Origin of the sequence: Enterobacter sp. 200527-13 (genome assembly GCF_027924865.1) — a bacterium.
GTDB lineage: Bacteria > Pseudomonadota > Gammaproteobacteria > Enterobacterales > Enterobacteriaceae > Enterobacter > Enterobacter ludwigii.
In genome coordinates, this window is the sequence record NZ_BSCM01000001.1 from 1068081 (window position 1) to 1090424 (window position 22344).

The window sequence follows — 22344 nt, forward strand, 5'->3', positions numbered from 1 at the left end:
TCGCCGTTGGGATAGGCAGGACGCAAAGAAAACAGCCAGCGGATTCGCTGGCTGTTGGGTCAGGCATTGCTGTTGGCTGACTGTTTATGGAACAGTTCCCTGAACACCGGATAGATATCATCCTGATCGCGGATATGCTGCATGGCAAAGTTATCAAACATCGATTGCAGATGTTCATACTCACGCCACAGCGTCTGGTGAGCACGGCGGGTAATTTCGATATAGCTGTAGTAACGCACCACCGGCAGAATTTTCTTCGCCAGAATATCGTGACACAGCGGGGAGTCATCCGCCCAGTTATCGCCATCTGATGCCTGCGCGGCATAGATGTTCCACTGCGCCGGGTCGTAACGCTCTTTCACCACTTCATCCATCAGTTTCAGAGCGCTCGACACGATGGTGCCACCGGTCTCCTGCGAGTAGAAGAACTCATGTTCATCCACCTCTTTCGCCTGAGTGTGGTGGCGAATATAGACCACTTCCACGTTCTTATAGGTTCTGCTCAGGAACAGATAGAGCAGGATATAAAAACGCTTCGCCATATCCTTGGTGGCCTGGTCCATCGAACCGGAGACATCCATCAGACAGAACATGACCGCCTGGCTCGACGGTTCGGGGCGTTTTTCGTAATTTTTGTAGCGCAGGTCGAAGGTGTCGATAAACGGTACCCGGTCTATTTTAGCCCGAAGTTCGGCTATCTCTTTGCGCAGGCGTTCCTCTTCCAGCAGTTGCGCCGGTTCAGTATTTTCCACCACCTTCAGGCTGCTCTCCAGCTCGCGGAGTTCGCGCCGTTTACCTGCCGTCATGGCCGTGCGTCGCGCCAGAGAGTTCTGCAGCGAACGGACCACGCTGATGTTAGCGGGCACGCCGTTTGCGGTATATCCCGCGCGATGGGTTTTGTACTCGTTAAGCTGACGATGCTGGTTCTTTTTCAGATTCGGCAGCGCCAGATCCTCAAACAGCAGGTCGAGATACTCATCTTTTGAAATCTGGAAGACAAACTCATCCTGTCCTTCACCGTCCTGGCTGGCCTGTCCCTGACCGCTTCCTGAACCGCCCCCGCCGCCTTGCGGGCGCTCGATTCTGTCGTTCTGCACGAAGTGGTCATTACCTGGGTGTACGCGATGGCGCAGGCCGCCACGTCCCTGATGAAACATCGGTTCGCTGATGTCATCGGTGGGGATGGAGACAGATTCGCCGCTGTCGACGTCGGTCACCGAGCGTTTATTGATGGCCTCGGAGATCGACTGTTTAATTTGCGCTTTATAACGGCGCAAGAAGCGCTGGCGATTTACCGTGCTCTTGTTTTTGCCGTTAAGACGACGGTCAATAAACCAGGTCATATATCCCCCGTACTGCATTTGCCAACTTGCAGTGTCCGGACGTGCCGGACATTTTTGTAGCCCGGCAGGCGTAGGCGCTACCGGGCACTTGTACTTGTATTAAGACGATTTACGTACGCGCAGATACCATTCGCAGAGCAGGCGAACCTGTTTGCGGGTGTAGCCTTTCTCCATCATACGGTCGACAAAATCGTCGTGCTTTTTCTGCTCATCGGTTGACGTTTTGGTGTTAAACGAAATCACCGGCAACAGCTCTTCGGTATTGGAGAACATTTTCTTCTCGATTACCGTGCGCAGTTTCTCGTAGCTGGTCCAGTTTGGATTACGTCCGTTGTTATGCGCTCTGGCGCGCAGGACGAAGTTCACAATCTCGTTACGGAAGTCTTTCGGGTTACTGATCCCGGCCGGCTTCTCGATTTTTTCCAGCTCTGCGTTCAGGGATTCCCGGTCGAACAGCTGGCCGGTATCCGGGTCGCGGTACTCCTGGTCCTGGATCCAGAAGTCAGCATAGGTGACATAACGGTCAAAAATGTTCTGCCCGTACTCTGAATAAGACTCCAGGTAGGCGGTCTGGATCTCTTTGCCGATGAACTCCGCATATTTCGGGATCAGGTAGCCTTTCAGGAACTCAAGGTAGCGTTCAGCCTGTTCCTGCGGGAACTGCTCGCGTTCAATTTGCTGCTCCAGCACGTAGAACAGATGAACCGGGTTGGCCGCCACTTCCGCATGATCGAAGTTAAACACGCGGGAGAGGATCTTAAAGGCGAAACGCGTGGACAGACCGTTCATCCCCTCGTCCACACCGGCGTAGTCGCGGTACTCCTGATAAGACTTCGCTTTCGGGTCGGTATCTTTCAGGCTTTCCCCGTCATACACGCGCATTTTCGAGTAGATGCTGGAGTTTTCCGGCTCTTTCAGGCGCGAGAGAATGGAGAAGCGTGACAGCGTTTCCAGGGTGCCTGGTGCGCAAGGTGCGTGTACCAGCTCACTGTGGTTAAGCAGTTTCTCGTAAATTTTGATCTCTTCGGAGATCCGCAGGCAATAAGGCACTTTGACGATGTAGACACGGTCAAGGAACGCCTCATTGTTTTTGTTATTACGGAAGGAGACCCACTCAGATTCGTTCGAGTGCGCGAGGATAATGCCGTTAAACGGCAGAGCGGAAATACCTTCCGTACCGTTGTAGTTCCCTTCCTGGGTGGCCGTCAGCAGCGGATGCAGCACTTTAATTGGTGCTTTAAACATCTCGACGAACTCCATAATCCCCTGGTTGGCGCGGCACAGCGCACCCGAGTAACCGTAGGCATCCGGGTCGTTTTGCGCGTAGTTTTCCAGCTTACGAATATCGACTTTACCCACCAGAGCGGAGATATCCTGGTTGTTCTCATCCCCCGGTTCAGTTTTGGCGATAGCAATCTGTTCCAGAATGGATGGCCACACCTTGACGACGCGGAATTTGGTGATATCCCCACCAAACTCGTGCAGACGTTTTGCCGCCCAAGGCGACATGATGGTGCCAAGATAGCGCCGCGGAATACCAAACTCTTTATCCAGAATTTGCGCATCTTCCTGCGGATTAAACAGGCAAAGCGGATGGTCATTCACCGGGCTGCGTTCACCGTTAGCACTCAGCACATAGATAGGGACGCGCTGCATCAGTGATTTCAGACGTTCAGCCAGTGATGATTTACCCCCACCCACAGGGCCGAGTAAATAAAGGATCTGTTTCTTCTCTTCCAGACCCTGGGCGGCATGCTTCAGGTAGGAGACAATCTGTTCGATGGCATCTTCCATACCATAGAACTCTTCAAACGCCGGGTATCGGGCGACCACCCGATTCGAAAAGAGACGGGAAAGCCGAGGTTCCAGGGCAGTATCAACCATGTTTGGCTCACCAATAGCCATTAATAGCCGTTCTGCCGCATTGGCATAGGCACTGCGATCTTGCCGACAAATGGTAAGAAACTCCTGCAGTGTGAACTCTTCGTCCTTGGCAGCTTCATAACGCTGGCGATAGTGATCGAATATATTCATGGCATGCCGTCCTTTCGTTTTTTAGCACAGGATAAGAGCCGTTCGTATGAGTAGTGGAGGCTCCCGGAAGAGAATCTCTCGCACCTCACTGCCAGAGCAGCAACCTGTGTGCCAGGTCAGACGCTATGAACCGCAGGGTGTTCAGAAAAAACTCTTCTTAATTTAAAGCGTAGATGGCATTTGCAAAACTTGCATGCCGATAAAATCTAATTTCAATGACATATCAATAACTCATCCAAAAATTTCCCCTGCTGTTTTAGGGTAAAAGCACGTTTTTCATTCAGTAGTCATATAAATGAAAGCAGGCTGTCACCTGAAAAGTTGAAAATAACGGGTTAATCAGACTGATTAGCAGGCAAAAAATTTTGGGATGTACGACAATGGCGGTTAAACTTCTCTCGCTGATTATTTGACTACAGGAAAGAATGGATTGTGACCAAACTCAAACTTCTGGCATTGGGCGTACTTGCCGCAACCGCTGTTAGCACCGCACAGGCGGCGGAAAGTCAGTGGACTGTTGGCGCGGGCGTTGGCGTGATTAACAGCCCATACAAACAGTATGATCGTGATGTTTATCCAGTTCCGGTTGTCACCTATGAAGGCGATAACTTCTGGTTCCGCGGTCTGGGCGGTGGCTACTATCTCTGGAATGATACGGCCGACAAGCTCTCCATCATGGCTTACTACGATCCGACGCACTTCAAGCCGGGTGACAGCGACAGTCATGCGCTTCGCCAGCTCGACAAGCGTAAGAGCACCATGATGGCGGGACTCTCTTATGTGCATAACACCGAATATGGCTTCCTGCGTACCGCGCTTGCGGGGGATACGCTGGATAACAGCAACGGTTTTATCTGGGATCTGGCCTGGCTCTATCGCTACACCAACGGTGCGTTAACGCTAACTCCGGGTATCGGTGTGCAATATAACAGTGAGAACTACAACGACTACTACTATGGTGTTTCTAAGAACGAATCCCGTCGTAGCGGTCTGAAGAGCTACAGTGCGGACGACGGCTGGGATCCGTACCTTGAGCTGACGGCGAGCTATAACTTCCTCGGTGACTGGAACGTCTACGGTACCGGGCGCTATGAGCGTCTGAGCGATGAAGTGAAAGACAGCCCGATGGTTGATAAGTCCTGGGCGGGCATATTCTCAGTCGGTGTGTCCTACAAGTTCTGATTGTGCATTAAAACAGTGCAATCATTGCATCAAAACGGGGCGCTTGCGCCCCGTTTGCATTGGTGTGGTGCAACGAAAAAGAGGGATGATATGAGCGTAAAAACCGTGACCTTTTCCGCAGGGCGTCCACTTCCGGCTATCGGACAGGGTACCTGGTATATGGGAGAAAAAGCCAGCCAGCGTAAATCCGAAGTGAATGCACTGCGGGCGGGCATTGATATGGGGTTAACGTTAATTGATACCGCTGAAATGTATGCCGAAGGCGGAGCGGAAGAGGTGGTCGGGGAGGCCATTAAGGGCCAGCGCGACAACGTTTTTCTGGTATCAAAAGTCTACCCGTGGAACGCTGGCGGTCTGAAAGGCCAGGCGGCGTGTGATGCCAGTCTGCGACGTCTCGGGACAGACCATATCGATCTCTACCTTCTGCACTGGCGCGGTAACTATGGCCTGGATGAAACCATTACGCTGATGGACACACTCCAGCAGCAGGGAAAAATTGGCCGCTGGGGCGTCTCAAACCTGGATTATGAAGATATGCAGGCGCTGTGGCGCGAAGAGGGCGGTTCCGCCTGTGCCACTAATCAGGTGCTTTATCATCTGGCGTCACGGGGAATTGAATTTGATCTGCTTCCCTGGTGTCAACAACAGGCGATGCCGGTGATGGCTTACTGCCCGCTGGCTCAGGCCGGGCGCCTGCGTTCGGGGCTGATGAACCATCCGGTCGTGAATGCCATCGCGCATAACCACCGCGCCACTGCCGCCCAAGTTCTGCTGGCGTGGGTTATCCGCCATCAGGGTGTTATTGCCATACCAAAAGCGGCCTCGATTGAGCATGTTAACGCCAACGCTGGAGCGCTGGAGATAACCCTCACCGCGGAAGAACGTCACAAACTGGATAATGCTTTCCCGCCACCCACCCATAAACGCCCGCTGGATGTCGTTTAATCCTGACGCATGCCCCTCTCCTTTACAGGAAGAGGGGCGGTAGCGTATTAGCGCTTCACAATACTGATTGTCTGCCCTAAGCGAGACGGTTTTTCTTCGCTGGTTTTTTGTGGCGCAGTGACGCACGCCGTTTCCACACAGACGAAGGTTTTGTAACCGTCATCAGGCACGTCGGCCATACTGACAGAAAGTGCCGGGCCTGGGTTCCAGCCCACCACGTTGCTGTGATGGTGGTGTACCACTTCGATACCACGGTTCAGGGCGCTGTCGTGGATCACGTTACACGCTTCCGGATGCAGGTAAACGCGGTCAGTACGGTCCGGGAACGTCTGAATGCCGTCGCTCAGTTTTCCTTCTTTCGCGTTATCCACTTTGTCGATAAAGGTATCGCCAAGGCCGCTCACCTTCACGGCGCTGATGTCACCAACGTTGAAATAGGTGTGCAGGGCGGAGGTGGTTTCAAATTCACCGTGCGCTTCCAGTTCGATTTCGCAGGTTTTGCCCAGCTTGAAGCGTGCGTACAGGGTGAAATCGTGCGGCCACAGGGCGCGGGTTTCCTCATTCGCCTGCAGCTCAAAGGTCAGTACCGCACCGTTATCGTCTTCATTGTGCGCTTTCAGCGTCCACTGCTGGTTACGGGCAAAACCGTGAGAAGGCAGGCCTTTCTCAGTGGAAGGTCCAAACCATGGCCAGCAAATAGGCACGCCGCCGCGAATCGCATCTCCTTTTTTAAAGGAGGTCGCGTCGCTCAGCCACAGTGCTTCCGTTTCGCCTTCAGGTTTCCAGGAGAGCAGGTGTGCGCCGTTCAGCGCCACGGAGGCTTTTACGCGCGGGTGGTCAACGACGATGATATCCGCACCATCAATCTGTCGGCGGGAGAGCACGGGGGTAAGTTGTTCGACTACCGGAAGTGCAAAAATTTTATTAATCATTAAGCAATCCTCTGTCTAAAAACAATAAAAAAGGCGACCGAAGTCGCCTTTTTGGATCAAGAACTCATCTCAACTTATTTGGAGATGTGAGCGATCAGGTCCAGTACTTTGTTAGAGTAGCCGGTTTCGTTGTCGTACCAGGAAACCAGTTTCACGAAGTTGTCGTTCAGTGCGATACCTGCTTTAGCATCGAACACGGAAGTGCACACTTCGCCGTTGAAATCGGTAGATACAACGTCGTCTTCGGTGTAGCCCAGAACGCCTTTCATTGCGCCTTCGGAAGCAGCTTTGATTGCTTTCTTAATTTCTTCATAAGAAGCAGCTTTTTCCAGACGAACGGTCAGGTCAACAACGGATACGTTAGGAGTTGGAACGCGGAACGCCATACCAGTCAGTTTGCCATTCAGTTCTGGCAGTACTTTACCTACAGCTTTAGCTGCACCGGTAGAGGATGGGATGATGTTCTGAGCCGCGCCACGGCCGCCACGCCAGTCTTTGTGAGACGGGCCGTCAACAGTTTTCTGAGTCGCGGTGGTCGCGTGAACGGTAGTCATCAGACCTTCGACGATGCCGAAGTTGTCGTTGATTACTTTAGCCAGCGGTGCCAGGCAGTTGGTGGTGCAGGATGCGTTAGAAACGATGTCCTGGCCAGCGTAAGTTTCGAAGTTTGCACCACGAACGAACATTGGGGTGTTGTCTTTAGAAGGACCGGTCAGAACAACTTTTTTCGCACCCGCGGTGATGTGTTTACGCGCAGTTTCGTCGGTCAGGAAGATACCGGTAGCTTCAGCTACAACATCAACACCGATTTCGTTCCATTTCAGGTTAGCTGGGTCTTTCTCAGCAGTAACGCGGATGGTTTTGCCATTAACAACCAGGTGGCCGTCTTTCACTTCAACGGTGCCGTCGAAACGACCGTGAGTTGAGTCGTACTTCAGCATGTACGCCATGTATTCAGCGTCCAGGAGATCGTTGATACCAACGATTTCGATGTCAGAACGTTTCTGAGCAGCACGGAAAACAATACGGCCGATACGGCCAAAACCGTTGATACCTACTTTGATAGTCATATATTCCACCAGCTATTTGTTAGTGAATAAAAGGTTGCCTGTAAAATTACAAAAACCTTACGCAGCGTCAAGCGGAATCGTGTCAATCATTGCGACAAATCAATCCTGTGACTAACGTTTGTGCGACTGACTCGCCTCACTTTCCCTTTGAGCTAGCAACCACATGGGGGCTGCGCGCGGCATTTTAAAGTCCTCGCAGGATAAAAATGTGAACATGATCACAATTGCCTGACCGCCTTTTCGCGACACATAAGTTTAGAACAAAAGTGCACGCAAGGGTGTTAATGTTTTGTTAGAATCCGGGTTAAAAGATGTCTGTTTCTACAGCGAGATGTAAGCATATGTCGAACCAACGTAACTCTGACGATTTGAAAAAAAACCTCACCGAAATGCAGTTTTACGTGACGCAAAATCACGGAACCGAACCGCCTTTTACCGGCCGTTTACTGCACAACAAGCGCGACGGTGTCTACCACTGTCTGGTATGTGATGCCCCGTTGTTCAATTCCCAAACGAAGTTCGATTCTGGCTGTGGCTGGCCAAGCTTTTATGAGCCGGTCAGCGACGATGCGATCCGCTACCTGAGCGACACGTCGCACGGCATGGTGCGTACTGAAATTCGTTGCGGAACCTGTGACGCCCACCTTGGACACGTCTTCCCGGATGGCCCTCAACCGACGGGTGAGCGTTTCTGTGTGAATTCAGCGTCGATGAGCTTCACCGATGATGAAAACGGTGACCAGATCAAAGGTTGAAAAAACGATTCAGCAAATTATTCCTTTGAAAGGGAGAGATCGTGAATATTGATGACATGATTAGCGGTATGACGCCGGAGGTGTATCAGCGCCTGGTGACTGCTGTTGAACTGGGAAAATGGCCGGACGGTGTCGCGCTCACGCCGGAGCAAAAAGAGAACAGTCTGCAACTGGTGATGCTCTGGCAGGCGCGTAACAATACCGACGCGCAACACATGACTATCGACACTCAAGGCCAGATGGTGATGAAGAGCAAGCGCGAGCTGAAAGAGGACTTTGGTATCACGCCAAAGCCGATCGCGACGATAAAAATGCAGTAACGGTGGGGCGGCAGTCCTGCCAGCGCCCTCTCTCTGGAGAGAGGGCGTGCTTATCTTACTCTTTGGGTTTAATTCCCAGCGACTCCGCCAGCTGTTTCGCTAACTGGTTATTGTCATCCGCACCGTACTCCCAGAACATCGCCCCGGCGAGACCTTTCTCCTTGATGTAATCCGCTTTGATGGCGACGGAACGCGGGTTCTCATAGGAAAGGGCAAACAGCGCCTTGCCGTCCGCCGCATTCACTGAAAGCCACGGCACTTGCGCCCGTTCGTCCCAGTGTTCGGTAAAACGCTTCTGCGGATCGTTTAAGAGCTTTTTCACAATATCGTTGTACTTCACATACGTATCTTTGGTCAGGTCGTAACCCAGTGACGCGAATAAGCCGGTTTCCTGAGGCCCAAAGTAGGGCTGGGTCACCGGATGGTTTTGCGCATCGGCTTTTGTCCAGTCAATACCGGGCTCCACGGCGCGTTTCGGCACGCGGCCGTAAAAACCAATCCCGAGGTTCATCTGCTGCGGCTTCAGCCCGGCCGCCAGATAGTTGTTCACCACAAAATCCACGCTGTATTTGTCTGCGGCGGCCACCGTTGGCCAGTCGCTGGAGTCATACAGATTGGCGTTGAAATACTGTGTGCCATACGCCATGTCGTAGGTCATCAGGTTGATGTAGTCGAGCAGCGGGGCAATGGCCTTTACATCCACCCAGCTTTTCGGACTTTCTGCATTTGCCCCCACCGCGATGGTGACCAGCTTTTTATGGCCGAAGGCGGTGCGCAATTCTTTCAGCAGTGCGGTGAAGTTATCGCGATCGGCTGGCGTGCTGGCCACCAGTCCCCATGCGCCATTTACCGGGTATTCCCAGTCAAGATCGATGCCGTCGAGTGCATATTTTTCGACAATCTCCTGAGCCGAGCGGATAAACACCGCACGGCTCTCTTGGGTCGCGGCTGCGCCGGAGAAGCCACGCGCACCCCATCCGCCCACGGAGAGCAGCACTTTCAGGTCTGGATTTTGCTTACGCAGCGTCGGGATTAGCGCCAGATCGGCGGCGACTTTTGGCGACAGCCAGATCTGATGAAGTTTCGCCGGATCTTTCAGCGCAGCATGGGTTTCGTCTTTCTCATCGTTATAGACCAGACCAAATGAGTAGTTCAGGTGGGTAATCTGACGAACGTCGAGCGTATTGATATCGCCACCGGGACCGGCGGTGACATCGCCACCGCCATTAAAATATCCCACAGACATCAGGGGAGTGGCGGAAGCAACTGACGCGCAAAGCAGGGGTAATGCTGCCAGCAAAGGCAAACGTTTCATACAAGTTCCTCTTTGACTTAACAAAAATAACCACGCCACGGAAAAGGCGTGGCGAAAAAACAGCCTGAAGAGAATAGCATTGCCGCTTCGCTGGTGATGCGAGGGAGTTCACTTTATGGGGAACGAGACGGGGCGTGCCGGGCAGCACTGGGGCTTGCCCGGCGAGAAGGTCAGGCGTGCGTTTCCAGCCAGTCTTCCAGGGTATACAGGGTGGCGCCTTCCGCGGCCATATCCATAAACGCCTGTGCGCTGTCCTGCGGTTGAATGTTCACCCCGCGACAGCCATCGGTGATGACGCTGACGGTATAGCCTAGCTGGAGGGCGTCCAGCACGGTGAACTTCACGCAGTAATCCGTCGCCAGACCCAGCACAATCAGTTCGGTGATTTCGTGATGGCGTAACCACCCGTCCAGCGCCGTTTTCTGGCGATGTCCGTTATCAAAGAAGGCGCTGTAGCTGTCGATAGACGGGTTTTCCCCTTTATGAAACACCGCGTCGATGGCCTTCTGATTCAGCAGCGGATGCAGCTGCGCACCTTCCGTCTGCTGCACGCAGTGATCCGGCCAGAAGGTTTGTGCCAGGCCGTCAAGTTCACCCTGAGTGAAGGGCTCAACGCCGTGCTGGCTGGCAAAACTGCCGTGATCAGCCGGGTGCCAGTCCTGGCTTGCGACAACTGCCTCACCCCGCGTTTTGCACCACTCAATCAGCGTATTCGCCACGTCTACGGTGCTGTCACCTTCAGCGACGGCCAGTGCGCCGCCCGCACAGAAATCATTTTGCAAATCGACCAGTAACAGGGCGCGTTGCGTCATGGTGCCTCCTTATTCGTCCGGCGTCAGTTCGCCGCGCAGGTTTTGCATCATCGCGCTGCGGATGGACTGAATGTCCAGATCCTGACTCAGTAAATAGTGAAGTTTAGTCAGCGTAGCTTCAACGGTCATATCGAATCCGCTGATAACGCCTGCATGCGCGAGGGCGTTACCGGTGGCGTAACCGCCCATGTTGACTTTACCGGACATGCATTGCGTCAGGTTAACCACCACGATCCCGCGCTCGCTCGCTTCCTGCAGCTCTTTCAGGAACTCGCCGTTCTGCGGGGCATTGCCCACGCCGTAAGAGCGCAGGATCAGCGCTTTCACCGGCTGGCGCAGGAAGTTACGCACCACATCTGCAGAGATACCCGGGTAAATCGTTACCACGCCAATCGGTTGCGGCGTGATCGGATGAACAATCAGTTCGCCCGCCGTGCTCGGCGCAGGTGGGGTGCCCAGACGACGAATATGGATGCCCGCCTCCAGCAGCGGCTGCAGGTTCGGTGAGGCGAAAGCGTCAAAGCCATCGGCGTGCGCCTTCGTGGTCCTGTTGCCGCGATACAGTCGGTTGTTGAAGAACAGCGACACTTCGTTAATCGGGTAATTTGCTGCCACATACAGAGAGTTGAGCAGGTTGATCTGCCCGTCAGAACGCAGCTCCGCCAGCGGAATTTGTGAGCCGGTGACGATGACGGGCTTGCCCAGATTCTCCAGCATGAAGGAGAGTGCCGAGGCGGTAAACGCCATTGTGTCGGTACCATGCAGGATCACAAAGCCGTCGTACTGGTCGTAATGGGCTTTAATGTCGTCCGCGATATGCTGCCAGTCTTCCGGCGTCATATCGGAGGAGTCCATCAGCGGCTCGTATTCGTGGATGGTGAAGTCAGGCATTTCCGGACGGTGGAATTCAGGCATCAGCGCGAGCTGGCGCTGAAGGTGGCCGGAGACCGGGATATAGCCGTTTTCAGAGCGCTGCATACCGATGGTACCGCCAGTGTAGGCTACATAAATCGATTTCTTCTGCATGGTAGTGAGTTCTTGTTCTTCAAAAGAAAAAAATCCCCTCTTCACGGGAAGAGGGGACGGTGTTTAACGGACGTTTGCACAGGTCAGACAAAACGCGTAACGGCTTTGTGGATCGTTAAAGGCCGCCAGTTTGTCGCTTTCCGCTTTCATCGCTTTAGCCGCCGTCGCGACTGGCGCAGGCAGATACGCCTGCAGCGCCTCAGGCAGCATGGCACGCACGGAGCCGGACATGCTGTTCATCACCAGGTCAAAGAACGACGGCTCGTCCTGATAATACTCAACATGCCACTGCTTGAGCTTCGCCAGTTCGGCGGCTTTCTTCACCGCGTCATCAAAGTCGCCCAGGCTGTCTACCAGACCATTATTCTTCGCATCCTGGCCAGTCCAGACGTGGCCCTGCGCAATGTCGTCGATCTGTTGCGGTGTCTTTTTACGGGACTCTGCCACCAGCGTAATAAAGCGCTTGTAGCCGTTCTCGATACTGAGCTGCATCATCTCAGAGACTTCAGGTGGCAGCGATTTTGTGACCGACACATCCGCCAGCGGTGAAGTGGCAACGCCATCGGTATGGACGCCCAGATAATCCAGGCTGTTTTCCACGGTGTTAATCACCCCAAAGATGCCAATCGAGCCGGTCAGCGTGCTCGGGTTGGCGACGATGTAGTTAGCCGGGGTTGAAATCCAGTAACCGCCCGAGGCCGCCATTCCACCCATCGACACCACTACCGGCTTGCCGGCTGCACGTGCCGCGGCAAGTTCAGCGCGGATCACTTCAGAAGCGCTGACGCTGCCGCCAGGGCTGTTTACGCGCAGTACAATCGCCTTCACTTTCGGATCAAGGCGAGCATCACGGATTTGCGATGCGGTAGTATCGCCGCCCACGTTACCCGGCGTTTCCTCGCCGTCCATGATGGCACCATTAGCAAAGACCACCGCGACGCTGTCACCGCTGTCATCCGGCTTTTTGGTCGCATAATCGTACATGCTGATGGCGCTGAAGTTTTTATCCTCTTTGCTCCAGCCAAACTGTTTGCTCAGTGATTTTTCGATATCCGCGCTGGTGCCCAGCGCATCGACCAGTTTGTTATCCAGCGCATATTTTGCGGTATCACCATCAACCTTGCGCAGGCCTTCCAGCACGCCCTGCGCGCCAGGGAATACCTGATCAGCGGTTATCTGGCGGTTAGCGGCCACGGTGCTCAGATAGTTTTGCCACAGCTCACCAATCCAGCGGCTGTCCGCTTCACGGGCCGCAGGGGACATATCATCACGAATAAACGGCTCCACGGCGGATTTATAGGTTCCGACGCGGAAGACGTGGGTGGTGACTTTCAGTTTGTCGAGCAGCGATTTGTAATACAGACCGTTAGTGGCAAAGCCATGCAGATCGACCGTACCCTGAGGGGAGAGCCAGATTTTATTGGCGAAGCTGGCCAGATAATACTGCCCCTGGCTGTAGCTGTCCCCGACCGCAATCACCGGCTTGCCGCTGTCGCGGAATTCGCGCAGCGCTTTACCAATGTATTGCATTGAAGGCTGGTCGCCGCCGGCAAAATCTTTCAGATCCAGCACGATGCCGGTAATGTTGCGGTCATCTTTTGCCTGACGAATGGTGTCGACGATATCGAACAGGGAGTTTTCCTGAAGACGGTCTGATGTCGCGCCAAACAGCTGACGGCCAATAACGCCCAGACGATTGCTGGTGGACGGCTTATCGACGATGACGCCCGTGATATCAAGTAACAGCGCCCCGCGAGTCGAATGCTGCGCCAGATTTGCGTTGCTGATATGCATCCAGACGCCTGCGCAAACCAGAACCAGGAGGATGAAGAAGATATTCATCACCAGGTTGCGGACGAAGTTGAGCAGTCGCCACGTCCATTTAAAGAAACCGGCAATGATTCGCCAAAGGGTTCGCATGTATTCTCCCTAACCAGAAAATGACTGTTTCCGTCGCCACGGGACGGCAATGTGCGGTTATCGTAATGACCCAACCGTCACTTGTCAGCAGGAATCGCCTGCTACGCTGTAACAAAATCTGCCGCCGTGTTAATTTTGTGAGTAAATTTCAAGAAAGGAGTTAACCAATGGACGCACTTGAACTGCTTGTTAACCGCCGTAGCGCTTCACGTCTCACCGAGCCGGCGCCGGCAGGGGAGCAACTGGAGAATATTCTGCGTGCCGGCCTGCGTGCACCGGATCATGGTACGCTGCAGCCATGGCACTTCTTTGTGATTGAAGGTGAAGGCCGCGATCGTTTCAGTCAGATACTGGAGCAGGGGGCGGTTGCCGCAGGTCAGGATGAGAAGGGTATTGAGAAAGCCCGCAGTGCGCCATTCCGTGCGCCGATGATCATCGCTGTCGTGGCGAAATGTCAGGCCGACCACAAAGTGCCGGTCTGGGAGCAGGAAATGTCTGCCGGCTGTGCCGTCATGGCAATGCAAATGGCCGCCGTGGCGCAAGGGTTTAACGGTATCTGGCGCACAGGGCCGCTGACCAACAGCCAGCCGGTTCGCGACGGATTCGCCTGTGGCGAACATGATAAAATTGTCGGCTTCCTCTATCTCGGCACGCCTCAGCTTAAAGCCTCCGCCACCATTAATGTGCCGGACACCACGCCTTTCGTCAGCCGTTTCTGATAACGCGCGCTAAACTGTCTGGATTCTGAGCATCTGCCGCAGAATTCAGACAGTCATACTTACCTCTTTATGGAATGAGCGCTACCATAGCGCGATTGAGATGACAGGAGACGTCCATGAGCGAGCAAACCATTCGTTTAACGCAATACAGCCACGGAGCCGGTTGCGGTTGTAAAATTTCCCCGAAAGTGCTGGAGACCATTCTCCACAGTGAACAGGCGAAGTTTGTCGACCCGAACCTGCTTGTCGGTAACGAAACGCGTGACGATGCGGCAGTTTATGACCTGGGTAACGGCACCAGCATTATCAGTACCACCGACTTCTTTATGCCGATTGTCGACAACCCGTTCGATTTCGGGCGTATTGCGGCCACCAACGCCATCAGCGATATTTTCGCCATGGGGGGCAAACCGATTATGGCGATTGCCATTCTGGGCTGGCCGATTAACACCCTTGCCCCTGAAATTGCCCGTGAGGTGATTGAAGGGGGACGTTTTGCCTGCCAGCAGGCGGGGATCGCGCTGGCCGGTGGTCATTCTATCGATGCGCCGGAGCCGATCTTCGGTCTCGCGGTCACGGGCGTGGTGCCCACCGAGCGCGTGAAACGCAACAGCACCGCGCAGGCGGGCTGCAAGCTGTTCCTCACCAAACCGCTGGGCATTGGTGTCCTCACTACTGCGGAGAAAAAATCGCTGCTGAAGCCGGAACACCAGGGGCTGGCAACCGAGGTCATGTGCCAGATGAACCTCGCGGGTGCGGCTTTCGCGAATATCGACGGCGTGAAAGCCATGACCGACGTGACCGGTTTTGGCCTTCTCGGGCACCTCTCCGAAGTGTGTCAGGGCGCGGGCGTACAGGCGCAGGTCTGGTATCAGGACGTGCCGAAGCTGCCGGGTGTGGAGGAGTACATTGCAGCGGGCGCCGTTCCGGGCGGTACCCAGCGTAACTTTGCCAGCTATGGTCATCTGATGGGCGAAATGCCTGAAGCGTGGCGCAATCTGCTGTGCGATCCGCAAACGTCCGGTGGTTTGCTGCTGGCGGTCACGCCAGACGCTGAAGCCGACGTCCAGGCGACGGCCGCAGAGTTTGGTATTACCCTGACGGCGATCGGTGAACTGGTGACCGCGCGCGGTGGCCGACCGATGATTGAGATCCGTTAATTCAATGCGGTTGTTTATTGCCGAAAAGCCGAGCCTGGCCCGTGCCATTGCCGATGTGCTGCCGAAGCCGCATCGCAAGGGCGACGGCTTTATCGAATGCGGTAACGGGCAGGTGGTCACCTGGTGTATCGGTCACCTGCTTGAGCAGGCGCAGCCGGATGTCTACGACAGCCGCTATGCCCGCTGGAACCTCAATGACCTGCCCATCGTCCCTGAAAAATGGCGCCTACAGCCACGGCCTTCCGTCACCAAACAGCTCAACGTGATTAAACGTTTTTTGCATGACGCGACGGAAGTCATCCACGCGGGTGACCCGGACAGGGAAGGGCAACTGCTGGTGGATGAGGTGCTGGACTATCTGGAGCTGGCGCCGGAAAAACGCCAGCAGGTCCAGCGCTGCCTGATTAACGACCTCAATCCGCAGGCCGTGGAGCGGGCCATTTCACGTCTGCGCGCGAACAGCGAGTTTATTCCGCTGTGCGTTTCCGCGCTGGCCCGCGCTCGTGCTGACTGGCTTTACGGGATCAATATGACCCGCGCCTACACCATTCTGGGGCGTAATGCCGGTTATCAGGGCGTCCTCTCCGTCGGGCGTGTGCAAACGCCGGTGCTGGGGCTGGTGGTGCGTCGTGACGAAGAGATTGAGAATTTCGTCGCCAAAGATTTCTTTGAGGTTAAAGCGCATATCGTCACGCCAAAAGACGAGCGCTTTACCGCCGTCTGGCAGCCAAGCGATGCCTGCGAATCGTATCAGGATGAAGAGGGGCGGTTGCTGCACCGTCCGCTGGCGGAGCACGTGGTCAACCGGATTACCGGTCAGCCTGCTATTGTCACCAGCTATAACGATAAACGGGAATCAGAACCCGCGCCGCTGCCGTTCTCGCTTTCCGCGCTGCAGATTGAAGCGGCGAAACGCTTCGGTCTGAGCGCGCAGAACGTCCTTGATATCTGCCAGAAGCTCTACGAAACCCACAAACTCATTACCTATCCGCGTTCTGACAGCCGGTATCTGCCGGAAGAGCACTTTGCCGGCCGTCACGCGGTGATGAACGCCATTGCCGTTCACGCGCCGGATCTGCTGCCGCAACCGGTTGTGAATCCGGACATTCATAACCGCTGCTGGGATGATAAAAAGGTGGATGCCCACCATGCGATTATCCCGACGGCGCGCGCCAGCAACGTTAACCTCACGGAAAACGAAGCGAAGGTGTATAACCTGGTGGCTCGTCAGTATCTGATGCAGTTCTGCCCGGACGCCATGTTCCGCAAATGCGTGATTGAGCTGGAAATTGCCAAAGGGAAATTTATCGCCAAGGCGCGTTTCCTGGCGGAGGCTGGCTGGCGCACGCTGCTTGGCAACAAAGAGCGTGACGAAGAGAATGACGGCACGCCGCTGCCGGTGGTTGCCAAAGATGACGAGCTGCTGTGTGAGAAAGGCGAAGTGGTTGAACGCCAGACCCAACCGCCGCGCCACTTCACCGATGCGACACTGCTCTCGGCAATGACCGGGATCGCCCGTTTTGTTCAGGATAAGGATCTGAAGAAGATCTTGCGTGCCACCGACGGACTGGGCACGGAAGCGACCCGTGCGGGCATTATCGAGTTGCTGTTTAAGCGCGGTTTTCTGGAGAAAAAAGGGCGCTATATCCACTCGACTGAACCGGGGCGCGCATTGATCCACTCGCTGCCTGAGCTGGCCGCAAGGCCGGACATGACGGCACACTGGGAATCTGTGCTGACGCAAATCAGTGAAAAGCAGTGTCGCTATCAGGACTTTATGCAGCCGCTGGTGGGGACCTTGTACGAGCTGATTAACCAGGCGCGTAATACGCCGGTGAAGCAGTTCCGGGGGATGGTTGCACCGGGTGGTGCGCCGAAGAAACCGTTCAAAAAGAAAAAAAGCGCAGCCTGATGTGCTTTCGGTTGTCGCCCTCTCCCGACGGGAAAGGGCGACAGCGTGCTTAGATAACCCCTTGCCCAATCATCGCATCCGCGACCTTCACGAACCCGGCGATATTTGCGCCACGCACGTAGTTGGTTTGCGATGCCTCACCGCCGTACTCGACGCAGGCGTGGTGAATATCCAGCATAATGTGGTGCAGACGCGCATCCACTTTCTCTGCCTTCCAGCCGAGGCGCGCGGCGTTTTGCGCCATCTCCAGGCCAGAGGTCGCCACGCCGCCGGCGTTCGCGGCTTTGCCCGGCGCAAACAGCACGCCAGCCTCAAGGAACAGATCGGTCGCTTCGATGGTGGTTGGCATATTCGCCCCTTCGGCCACGGCCTTCACGCCGTTGGTAATCAGGGTGCGTGCGGCCTCGGTATCCAGTTCGTTCTGGGTCGCACATGGCAGGGCGATATCGACCGGCACGCCCCACGGCTGTTTGCCTTCGAGCCAGGTCAGACCAAATTCACGGGCATAATCCGCCAGACGGCCGTCGCGGCTGGCTTTAATGTCGCACAGGCGAGCCAGCTTCTCGGCCGTAAAACCGGCTTCATCCACCACGGTACCGCGTGAATCTGACGCGGTAACCACGCGGGCACCAAACTGCATTGCTTTCTCAATGGCGTACTGGGCCACGTTACCGGAGCCGGACACCGCCACGCGCATACCTTCAAACCCTAAGCCGTGGCGCTTCAGCATCGCCTCGGTAAAATAGACCAGCCCGTAGCCGGTGGCTTCCGGACGGATCAGGCTGCCGCCAAAGGAGAGCCCTTTGCCCGTAAAGACACAGGCGCTATTATTCGAGAGCTTTTTCATCATGCCGGCCATAAAGCCCACTTCACGCGCACCAACGCCGATATCGCCCGCCGGAACGTCAGTATCGGGACCAAGATGACGATAGAGTTCGGTCATCAGCGCCTGACAGAAACGCATCACTTCGCCTTCGCTTTTGCCTTTCGGATCGAAATCACTGCCGCCTTTCCCGCCGCCCATGGGCAGAGTTGTAAGGGCATTTTTAAACGTCTGCTCAAAGCCGAGGAATTTTAAAATCGACAGATTCACGGAAGGGTGGAAACGCATCCCACCCTTAAACGGGCCGATGGCGGAATTAAACTGCACGCGCCACGCGCGGTTAACCTGGACCTGATTACGGTCATCTACCCAGGTCACGCGAAACTGGATCACGCGCTCCGGCTCCACGAGGCGCTCAAGCAGTGACATCTGGCGATAGCGCGGGTTTTCTTCAAGGAACGGCCACAACGTGGTCATGACTTCACGTACGGCCTGCGCAAACTCACTTTGATGCGGGTCGCGCTGTTGAACATAAGAGAGGAAAGTTTCCAGAGAGCGTGTCTGATCCATAGATATAAGAACCCCTTATATTATTTTATGTATATTGCTTATACGAATTGTGTTGTTTTTTTGACTATACCATCCGTACCGCTTTGTGAAGCAAGCAGAAATGCATGCCGAAAAGGAAATTAATCAGCGGGGCTTCGTCATAACCAAAAGCGATGACGAGATAAATTAAAGGTTCTGCGCCGGTTTACCGTTATAGTCTTTATCAGGGCACAACAGGAAGATAAGTCTATGAACCGTTACGTGATAACCGCGTTATGTTTGATGTTTACCGCAGGCGCGCAGGCAGACCGCATTCGCCCGGATGTGGACGTGAATGTGCCGCCGGAGGTGTTCAGCTCCAGCGGCCAGCGAGCGCAGCCGTGTAACCAGTGCTGCATCTATCAGGATCAGAACTATTCGGAAGGGGCAGTGGTAAAAGCGGACGGCATTCTGTTGCAGTGCCAGCGTGATGAACGCACCATTAGCACGAATCCGCTGGTCTGGCGTCGCGTAAAACAATAAACGCCTCCAGCAGCGGGATGTCCGCAGGCGCTAAGTTGAAACCAAATGCGTCTTCGGGCGTACACCACACCAGCGCACTGTGGTAATGCGCCGTCAGCGCGCCGCTGAACGCCGGAACGTGCCAGGCGTGAAGGTTGATTAACCGCTGTGACACCTCACGCTGATGGCTTGCCACATACTCACCTGGCTGCGCGTGGATGCCGAGCTCTTCGTGCAGCTCGCGGACAAGCGCCTCGGGCTGCGTCTCACCGGCTTCTACTTTTCCGCCTGCGAATTCCCACATGCCCGGCTGGTCGGCATGAGCCGGGCGCTGGGCCAGTAAAATTTTGTTGTCTTTTTCGATGATTGCCGCAACGACATCGACTGTTTTTAGCATGGTCGTCAATACTTGTTAGCGAAAAACACCATATTATCGTGCCCTTTCTAAGAGTCCAGCCATCAGGAGAATCAGGTGAAAGAGACGTCCACCTGGGTAGATCCCATCGCCACCCTTCCGGTCAGCATAAAACCGATTGCCGCCATGCAGAAAAAACACTTTGGTGCCGTGCTTAACCCCACACGCTGGTGGGGAAGGATGCCACGTCTTTTCTGGCTGGTGGCATTGTTCGTCGGTTTTCTCGAACGTCGTCACGCGCGCCTGTCGCCGGTGCTCCGTTCGCTGTTAATGACCCGGGTATCGCAGCTTTGTCACTGTGCTTTTTGTATCGATGCCAACAGTTTGCGCCTGGCGGAGCGCTCGGGCGCATTGGATAAGGTTCAGGCCGTCAACGCGTGGCGTGATTCCGCTCTTTTTAGCGAAGAGGAGCGTGCAGCGCTGGCCTATGCCGAGGCTGTCACCGCGACGCCGCCCCGTGTGAATGACGAAATCAAAAGTGAGATCAAACGCCATTTCAGCGAGGACGCGATCGCCGAAATGACGGCGCTGATTGCGTTTCAGAATCTCTCTGCACGCTTTAATGCCGCGCTGGACATCCCGGCGCAGGGGTTATGTGCCACGTTTAAAGAGGATCCCCATGCTTGATCGTCATCTGCACCCGCGGATTAAACCCACGCTCAACCGACTGGTGTCAGTACTGGATAAGCCGGGGATCACGCCTGACGGATTAACCCTGACCGGGTTTGCCATAGGCGTTCTGGCCTTACCGTTTCTGGCCCTCGGCTGGTATCCGGCGGCGCTCGTCGCCATCGTGCTGAATCGCCTGCTGGATGGTCTGGACGGTGCGCTGGCGCGCCGGCGCGGGCTGACGGATGCGGGAGGATTTCTTGATATCGCCCTCGATTTTCTGTTTTACGCGCTGGTTCCCTTCGGATTCGCGCTGGCGGCCCCCGCAGAGAATGCGCTTGCCGCTGGCTGGCTGTTGTTTGCCTTTATCGGTACCGGGAGCAGTTTTCTGGCATTTGCCGCGCTGGCAGCGAAACACAACATCGACAACCCCGGCTACGCGCATAAGTCGTTTTACTATATTGGTGGGTTAACGGAGGGGACGGAGACGATCGCGCTGTTTGTGCTGTGCTGCCTCTTTCCAGCGCACTTCAGCGTGCTGGCGTGGATATTTGGCGCGTTGTGCTGGCTGACCACCACAACGCGCATCTGGAGCGGGTATGTGACGCTGAAGTCACTTACCCGTTAGCGTGAACTTTCTGGCCCACGTTTTCCGCTGGAGACGGGGTTCTGTGGATGACTGCTCCACTCGTACCAGCCGCCGTCATAGACGGCGACATTTTTCCAGCCCATCGCCCGTGCGTACATAAACGTCTCGGACGCACGCCAGCCGGTGCCGCAGTAAAACGCGACGTGCTGTTCCGGCAGGATGTTCCAGGTTTTCCACATGGCGGCGATGTCGTCAGCGCTGCGCATGGTGCCATCCGGATTATGGAAATCTTCCATATGGGTGGCGTCGCTACCGGCATGCCCCCAGCGGGCACCGGCAATCTCACCTTTTGGCTTAATGTAGCTGTAGCCGCTGGTTTCGCCGATGAACTCCGGCCAGGAACGAATGCTGACCAGCGACGCGTCCTGGCGATGCAGCATCCCGCGTGCTTGCGCCATATCCACCATCAACTGCGGCTGGCCGGGGATCGGTGCACCAAAATCGGGGGCGGGCTTCACGTCTTTGGGCATTCCCCGTTCAACCGGCAGACCCGCGTCAGACCAGGCTTTCCAGCCACCATCAAGAATGCGGACGTCCTTCACGCCCGCATACAGCATGATCTGCGCCACGCGGGCGGCGGCATATACGTCACGGCCATACAGAATGACGGTCGTATCGTGACGGATCCCGTGCTTCGCCAGCATCGCTTTTAGCGTGTCGTCAGAAACTTTATTCCACAGCGGTTCGCTTTCCACTTCGTTGGTATCAATGTAGCCGGCACCGGGAATATGGTTCAGCAGATAAAACTTCGGCGCGCCCCATGCGGCTTCAATGACTTTCCAGTCGCCCGTCGGCGCGGCAGTGACGGGTTTACCCTGCTGAAGCTGGTGGATCCACTCCGGGTAGACGAGTTGTTCAAAGTGCGGCAAACGCTGCAGACGCTCAGGTACCTGCAGGGCATCGTTGAGCACGGAAATCTGGTGGTAACCGGCTTTTTCCAGCCGCGCTTTGACCGCCTGATTATCGGCGTCGCGGCCGTAGAGCGCGATCGTCATGGCCGGCGTAAGCTGGTGCTGTCTGGCCCAGACGGCAATCTGGTCATCGCTCATCGCGCCAAGCCAGGAGGCGGAAAGGTTAAGTGCGGCGGGCTCATGCCCGGAGGGCGCGCTCAGCGTTTGCGGCCAGCCGTTGTAAAACGCGCTGGCGCGGGTGTCGATCACCGCACCGTGTTGTGCCTGAAGTTGAGACAGCGTCATGGCGTGCGGCATATCAGCAGCCAGAGAGGAAAATGAAGCGAGGCCGCACAGCATGGCCAGCGCAGTCAGTTGAGAAACACGTTTCATCGAATAACCTGACGTCAGTAAAAGAGGGGGGCATTGTCGTCTCTCCTGGAAGGTAAAACATTGCGTTAGC

Annotated in this window: 21 protein-coding genes; 10 read left to right on the forward strand and 11 right to left on the reverse strand. The window is 55.3% G+C overall.

All coding sequences use genetic code 11. From position 1 onward, the window contains the following. Window positions 1-59: 59 nt before the first annotated feature. Together QMG44_RS05045 and yeaG are read right to left on the reverse strand one after the other, a co-directional pair. The gene (locus QMG44_RS05045; RefSeq protein WP_014883442.1) at window positions 60-1343 is read right to left on the reverse strand and encodes a YeaH/YhbH family protein; all 1284 of its coding nucleotides are present in this window, start codon (window positions 1341-1343) and stop codon (window positions 60-62) included. A 99-nt stretch (window positions 1344-1442) separates the two neighbouring features. Beyond that, window positions 1443-3377, reverse strand: a complete 1935-nt coding sequence (yeaG, locus tag QMG44_RS05050; RefSeq protein ID WP_014169637.1) for a protein kinase YeaG — start codon at window positions 3375-3377, stop codon at window positions 1443-1445. A gap of 432 nt (window positions 3378-3809) precedes the next feature. Between yeaG and QMG44_RS05055 the strand changes: the two genes are divergently transcribed. Together QMG44_RS05055 and QMG44_RS05060 are read left to right on the forward strand one after the other, a co-directional pair. Beyond that, the gene (locus tag QMG44_RS05055) at window positions 3810-4559 is read left to right on the forward strand and encodes a MipA/OmpV family protein (RefSeq protein ID WP_014169638.1); all 750 of its coding nucleotides are present in this window, start codon (window positions 3810-3812) and stop codon (window positions 4557-4559) included. Between the two features lie 90 nt (window positions 4560-4649). Continuing rightward, window positions 4650-5504, forward strand: a complete 855-nt coding sequence (locus tag QMG44_RS05060; RefSeq protein ID WP_086532664.1) for an aldo/keto reductase — start codon at window positions 4650-4652, stop codon at window positions 5502-5504. Window positions 5505-5551: 47 nt separating this feature from the next. Here QMG44_RS05060 and QMG44_RS05065 read toward each other — a convergent pair whose 3' ends face one another. Together QMG44_RS05065 and gapA are read right to left on the reverse strand one after the other, a co-directional pair. After that, window positions 5552-6436, reverse strand: coding sequence for a D-hexose-6-phosphate mutarotase (locus tag QMG44_RS05065; protein ID WP_086532663.1), 885 nt, complete (start codon window positions 6434-6436; stop codon window positions 5552-5554). Between the two features lie 74 nt (window positions 6437-6510). Further along, window positions 6511-7506, reverse strand: a complete 996-nt coding sequence (gene gapA / locus QMG44_RS05070; RefSeq protein ID WP_020884442.1) for a glyceraldehyde-3-phosphate dehydrogenase — start codon at window positions 7504-7506, stop codon at window positions 6511-6513. 341 nt (window positions 7507-7847) lie between these two features. On the opposite strand from gapA, the gene msrB reads away from it, so the two are divergent. Then, the gene (gene msrB, locus QMG44_RS05075; protein WP_086532662.1) at window positions 7848-8261 is read left to right on the forward strand and encodes a peptide-methionine (R)-S-oxide reductase MsrB; all 414 of its coding nucleotides are present in this window, start codon (window positions 7848-7850) and stop codon (window positions 8259-8261) included. Window positions 8262-8317: 56 nt separating this feature from the next. Continuing rightward, window positions 8318-8581: a YeaC family protein gene (locus tag QMG44_RS05080; RefSeq protein WP_153852331.1), complete on the forward strand. Its 264-nt coding sequence runs from the start codon at window positions 8318-8320 to the stop codon at window positions 8579-8581. A 55-nt stretch (window positions 8582-8636) separates the two neighbouring features. Here QMG44_RS05080 and QMG44_RS05085 read toward each other — a convergent pair whose 3' ends face one another. The 4 genes from QMG44_RS05085 to sppA all read right to left on the reverse strand — a co-directional run bounded on the left by QMG44_RS05085 (window position 8637) and on the right by sppA (window position 13654). Then, complete coding sequence (locus QMG44_RS05085; RefSeq protein WP_086532661.1) at window positions 8637-9896, reverse strand: glycoside hydrolase family 18 protein; 1260 nt, start codon at window positions 9894-9896, stop codon at window positions 8637-8639. A gap of 170 nt (window positions 9897-10066) precedes the next feature. Next, window positions 10067-10708, reverse strand: coding sequence for a bifunctional nicotinamidase/pyrazinamidase (pncA, locus tag QMG44_RS05090; RefSeq protein ID WP_020884439.1), 642 nt, complete (start codon window positions 10706-10708; stop codon window positions 10067-10069). A gap of 9 nt (window positions 10709-10717) precedes the next feature. After that, window positions 10718-11734: an asparaginase gene (gene ansA, locus QMG44_RS05095; RefSeq protein ID WP_020884438.1), complete on the reverse strand. Its 1017-nt coding sequence runs from the start codon at window positions 11732-11734 to the stop codon at window positions 10718-10720. A 63-nt stretch (window positions 11735-11797) separates the two neighbouring features. Then, on the reverse strand, window positions 11798-13654 hold the full coding sequence (gene sppA / locus QMG44_RS05100; protein WP_281853000.1) for a signal peptide peptidase SppA: 1857 nt from the start codon (window positions 13652-13654) through the stop codon (window positions 11798-11800). A gap of 167 nt (window positions 13655-13821) precedes the next feature. On the opposite strand from sppA, the gene QMG44_RS05105 reads away from it, so the two are divergent. From QMG44_RS05105 to QMG44_RS05115, 3 genes are all read left to right on the forward strand, one after another. Continuing rightward, the gene (locus tag QMG44_RS05105; RefSeq protein WP_014169648.1) at window positions 13822-14373 is read left to right on the forward strand and encodes an NAD(P)H nitroreductase; all 552 of its coding nucleotides are present in this window, start codon (window positions 13822-13824) and stop codon (window positions 14371-14373) included. A 116-nt stretch (window positions 14374-14489) separates the two neighbouring features. Beyond that, window positions 14490-15533, forward strand: a complete 1044-nt coding sequence (gene selD / locus QMG44_RS05110; RefSeq protein WP_020884436.1) for a selenide, water dikinase SelD — start codon at window positions 14490-14492, stop codon at window positions 15531-15533. Window positions 15534-15537: 4 nt separating this feature from the next. Beyond that, window positions 15538-17445: a DNA topoisomerase III gene (locus tag QMG44_RS05115; RefSeq protein ID WP_086532660.1), complete on the forward strand. Its 1908-nt coding sequence runs from the start codon at window positions 15538-15540 to the stop codon at window positions 17443-17445. Window positions 17446-17494: 49 nt separating this feature from the next. Here QMG44_RS05115 and gdhA read toward each other — a convergent pair whose 3' ends face one another. Further along, window positions 17495-18838, reverse strand: a complete 1344-nt coding sequence (gene gdhA, locus QMG44_RS05120; RefSeq protein WP_020884434.1) for an NADP-specific glutamate dehydrogenase — start codon at window positions 18836-18838, stop codon at window positions 17495-17497. Window positions 18839-19066: 228 nt separating this feature from the next. Between gdhA and QMG44_RS05125 the strand changes: the two genes are divergently transcribed. Further along, window positions 19067-19339: a YnjH family protein gene (locus QMG44_RS05125; RefSeq protein WP_032677956.1), complete on the forward strand. Its 273-nt coding sequence runs from the start codon at window positions 19067-19069 to the stop codon at window positions 19337-19339. Here the strand turns inward: QMG44_RS05125 and QMG44_RS05130 are convergent. Then, complete coding sequence (locus QMG44_RS05130) at window positions 19299-19715, reverse strand: pyrimidine (deoxy)nucleoside triphosphate diphosphatase (protein ID WP_025204417.1); 417 nt, start codon at window positions 19713-19715, stop codon at window positions 19299-19301. The genes QMG44_RS05125 and QMG44_RS05130 overlap by 41 nt on opposite strands. 75 nt (window positions 19716-19790) lie before the next feature. On the opposite strand from QMG44_RS05130, the gene QMG44_RS05135 reads away from it, so the two are divergent. Together QMG44_RS05135 and QMG44_RS05140 are read left to right on the forward strand one after the other, a co-directional pair. Next, entirely contained in the window at window positions 19791-20360 is a 570-nt protein-coding gene (locus tag QMG44_RS05135) for a carboxymuconolactone decarboxylase family protein (protein ID WP_044868261.1), read from the forward strand. Then, window positions 20353-20970, forward strand: coding sequence for a CDP-alcohol phosphatidyltransferase family protein (locus QMG44_RS05140; RefSeq protein ID WP_032677958.1), 618 nt, complete (start codon window positions 20353-20355; stop codon window positions 20968-20970). The genes QMG44_RS05135 and QMG44_RS05140 overlap by 8 nt, the downstream gene beginning before the upstream one ends. On the opposite strand, the gene QMG44_RS05145 is transcribed toward QMG44_RS05140, so the two are convergent. Then, the gene (locus QMG44_RS05145; RefSeq protein ID WP_032681220.1) at window positions 20967-22274 is read right to left on the reverse strand and encodes a rhodanese-like domain-containing protein; all 1308 of its coding nucleotides are present in this window, start codon (window positions 22272-22274) and stop codon (window positions 20967-20969) included. The genes QMG44_RS05140 and QMG44_RS05145 overlap by 4 nt on opposite strands. Window positions 22275-22344 lie beyond the last annotated feature (70 nt).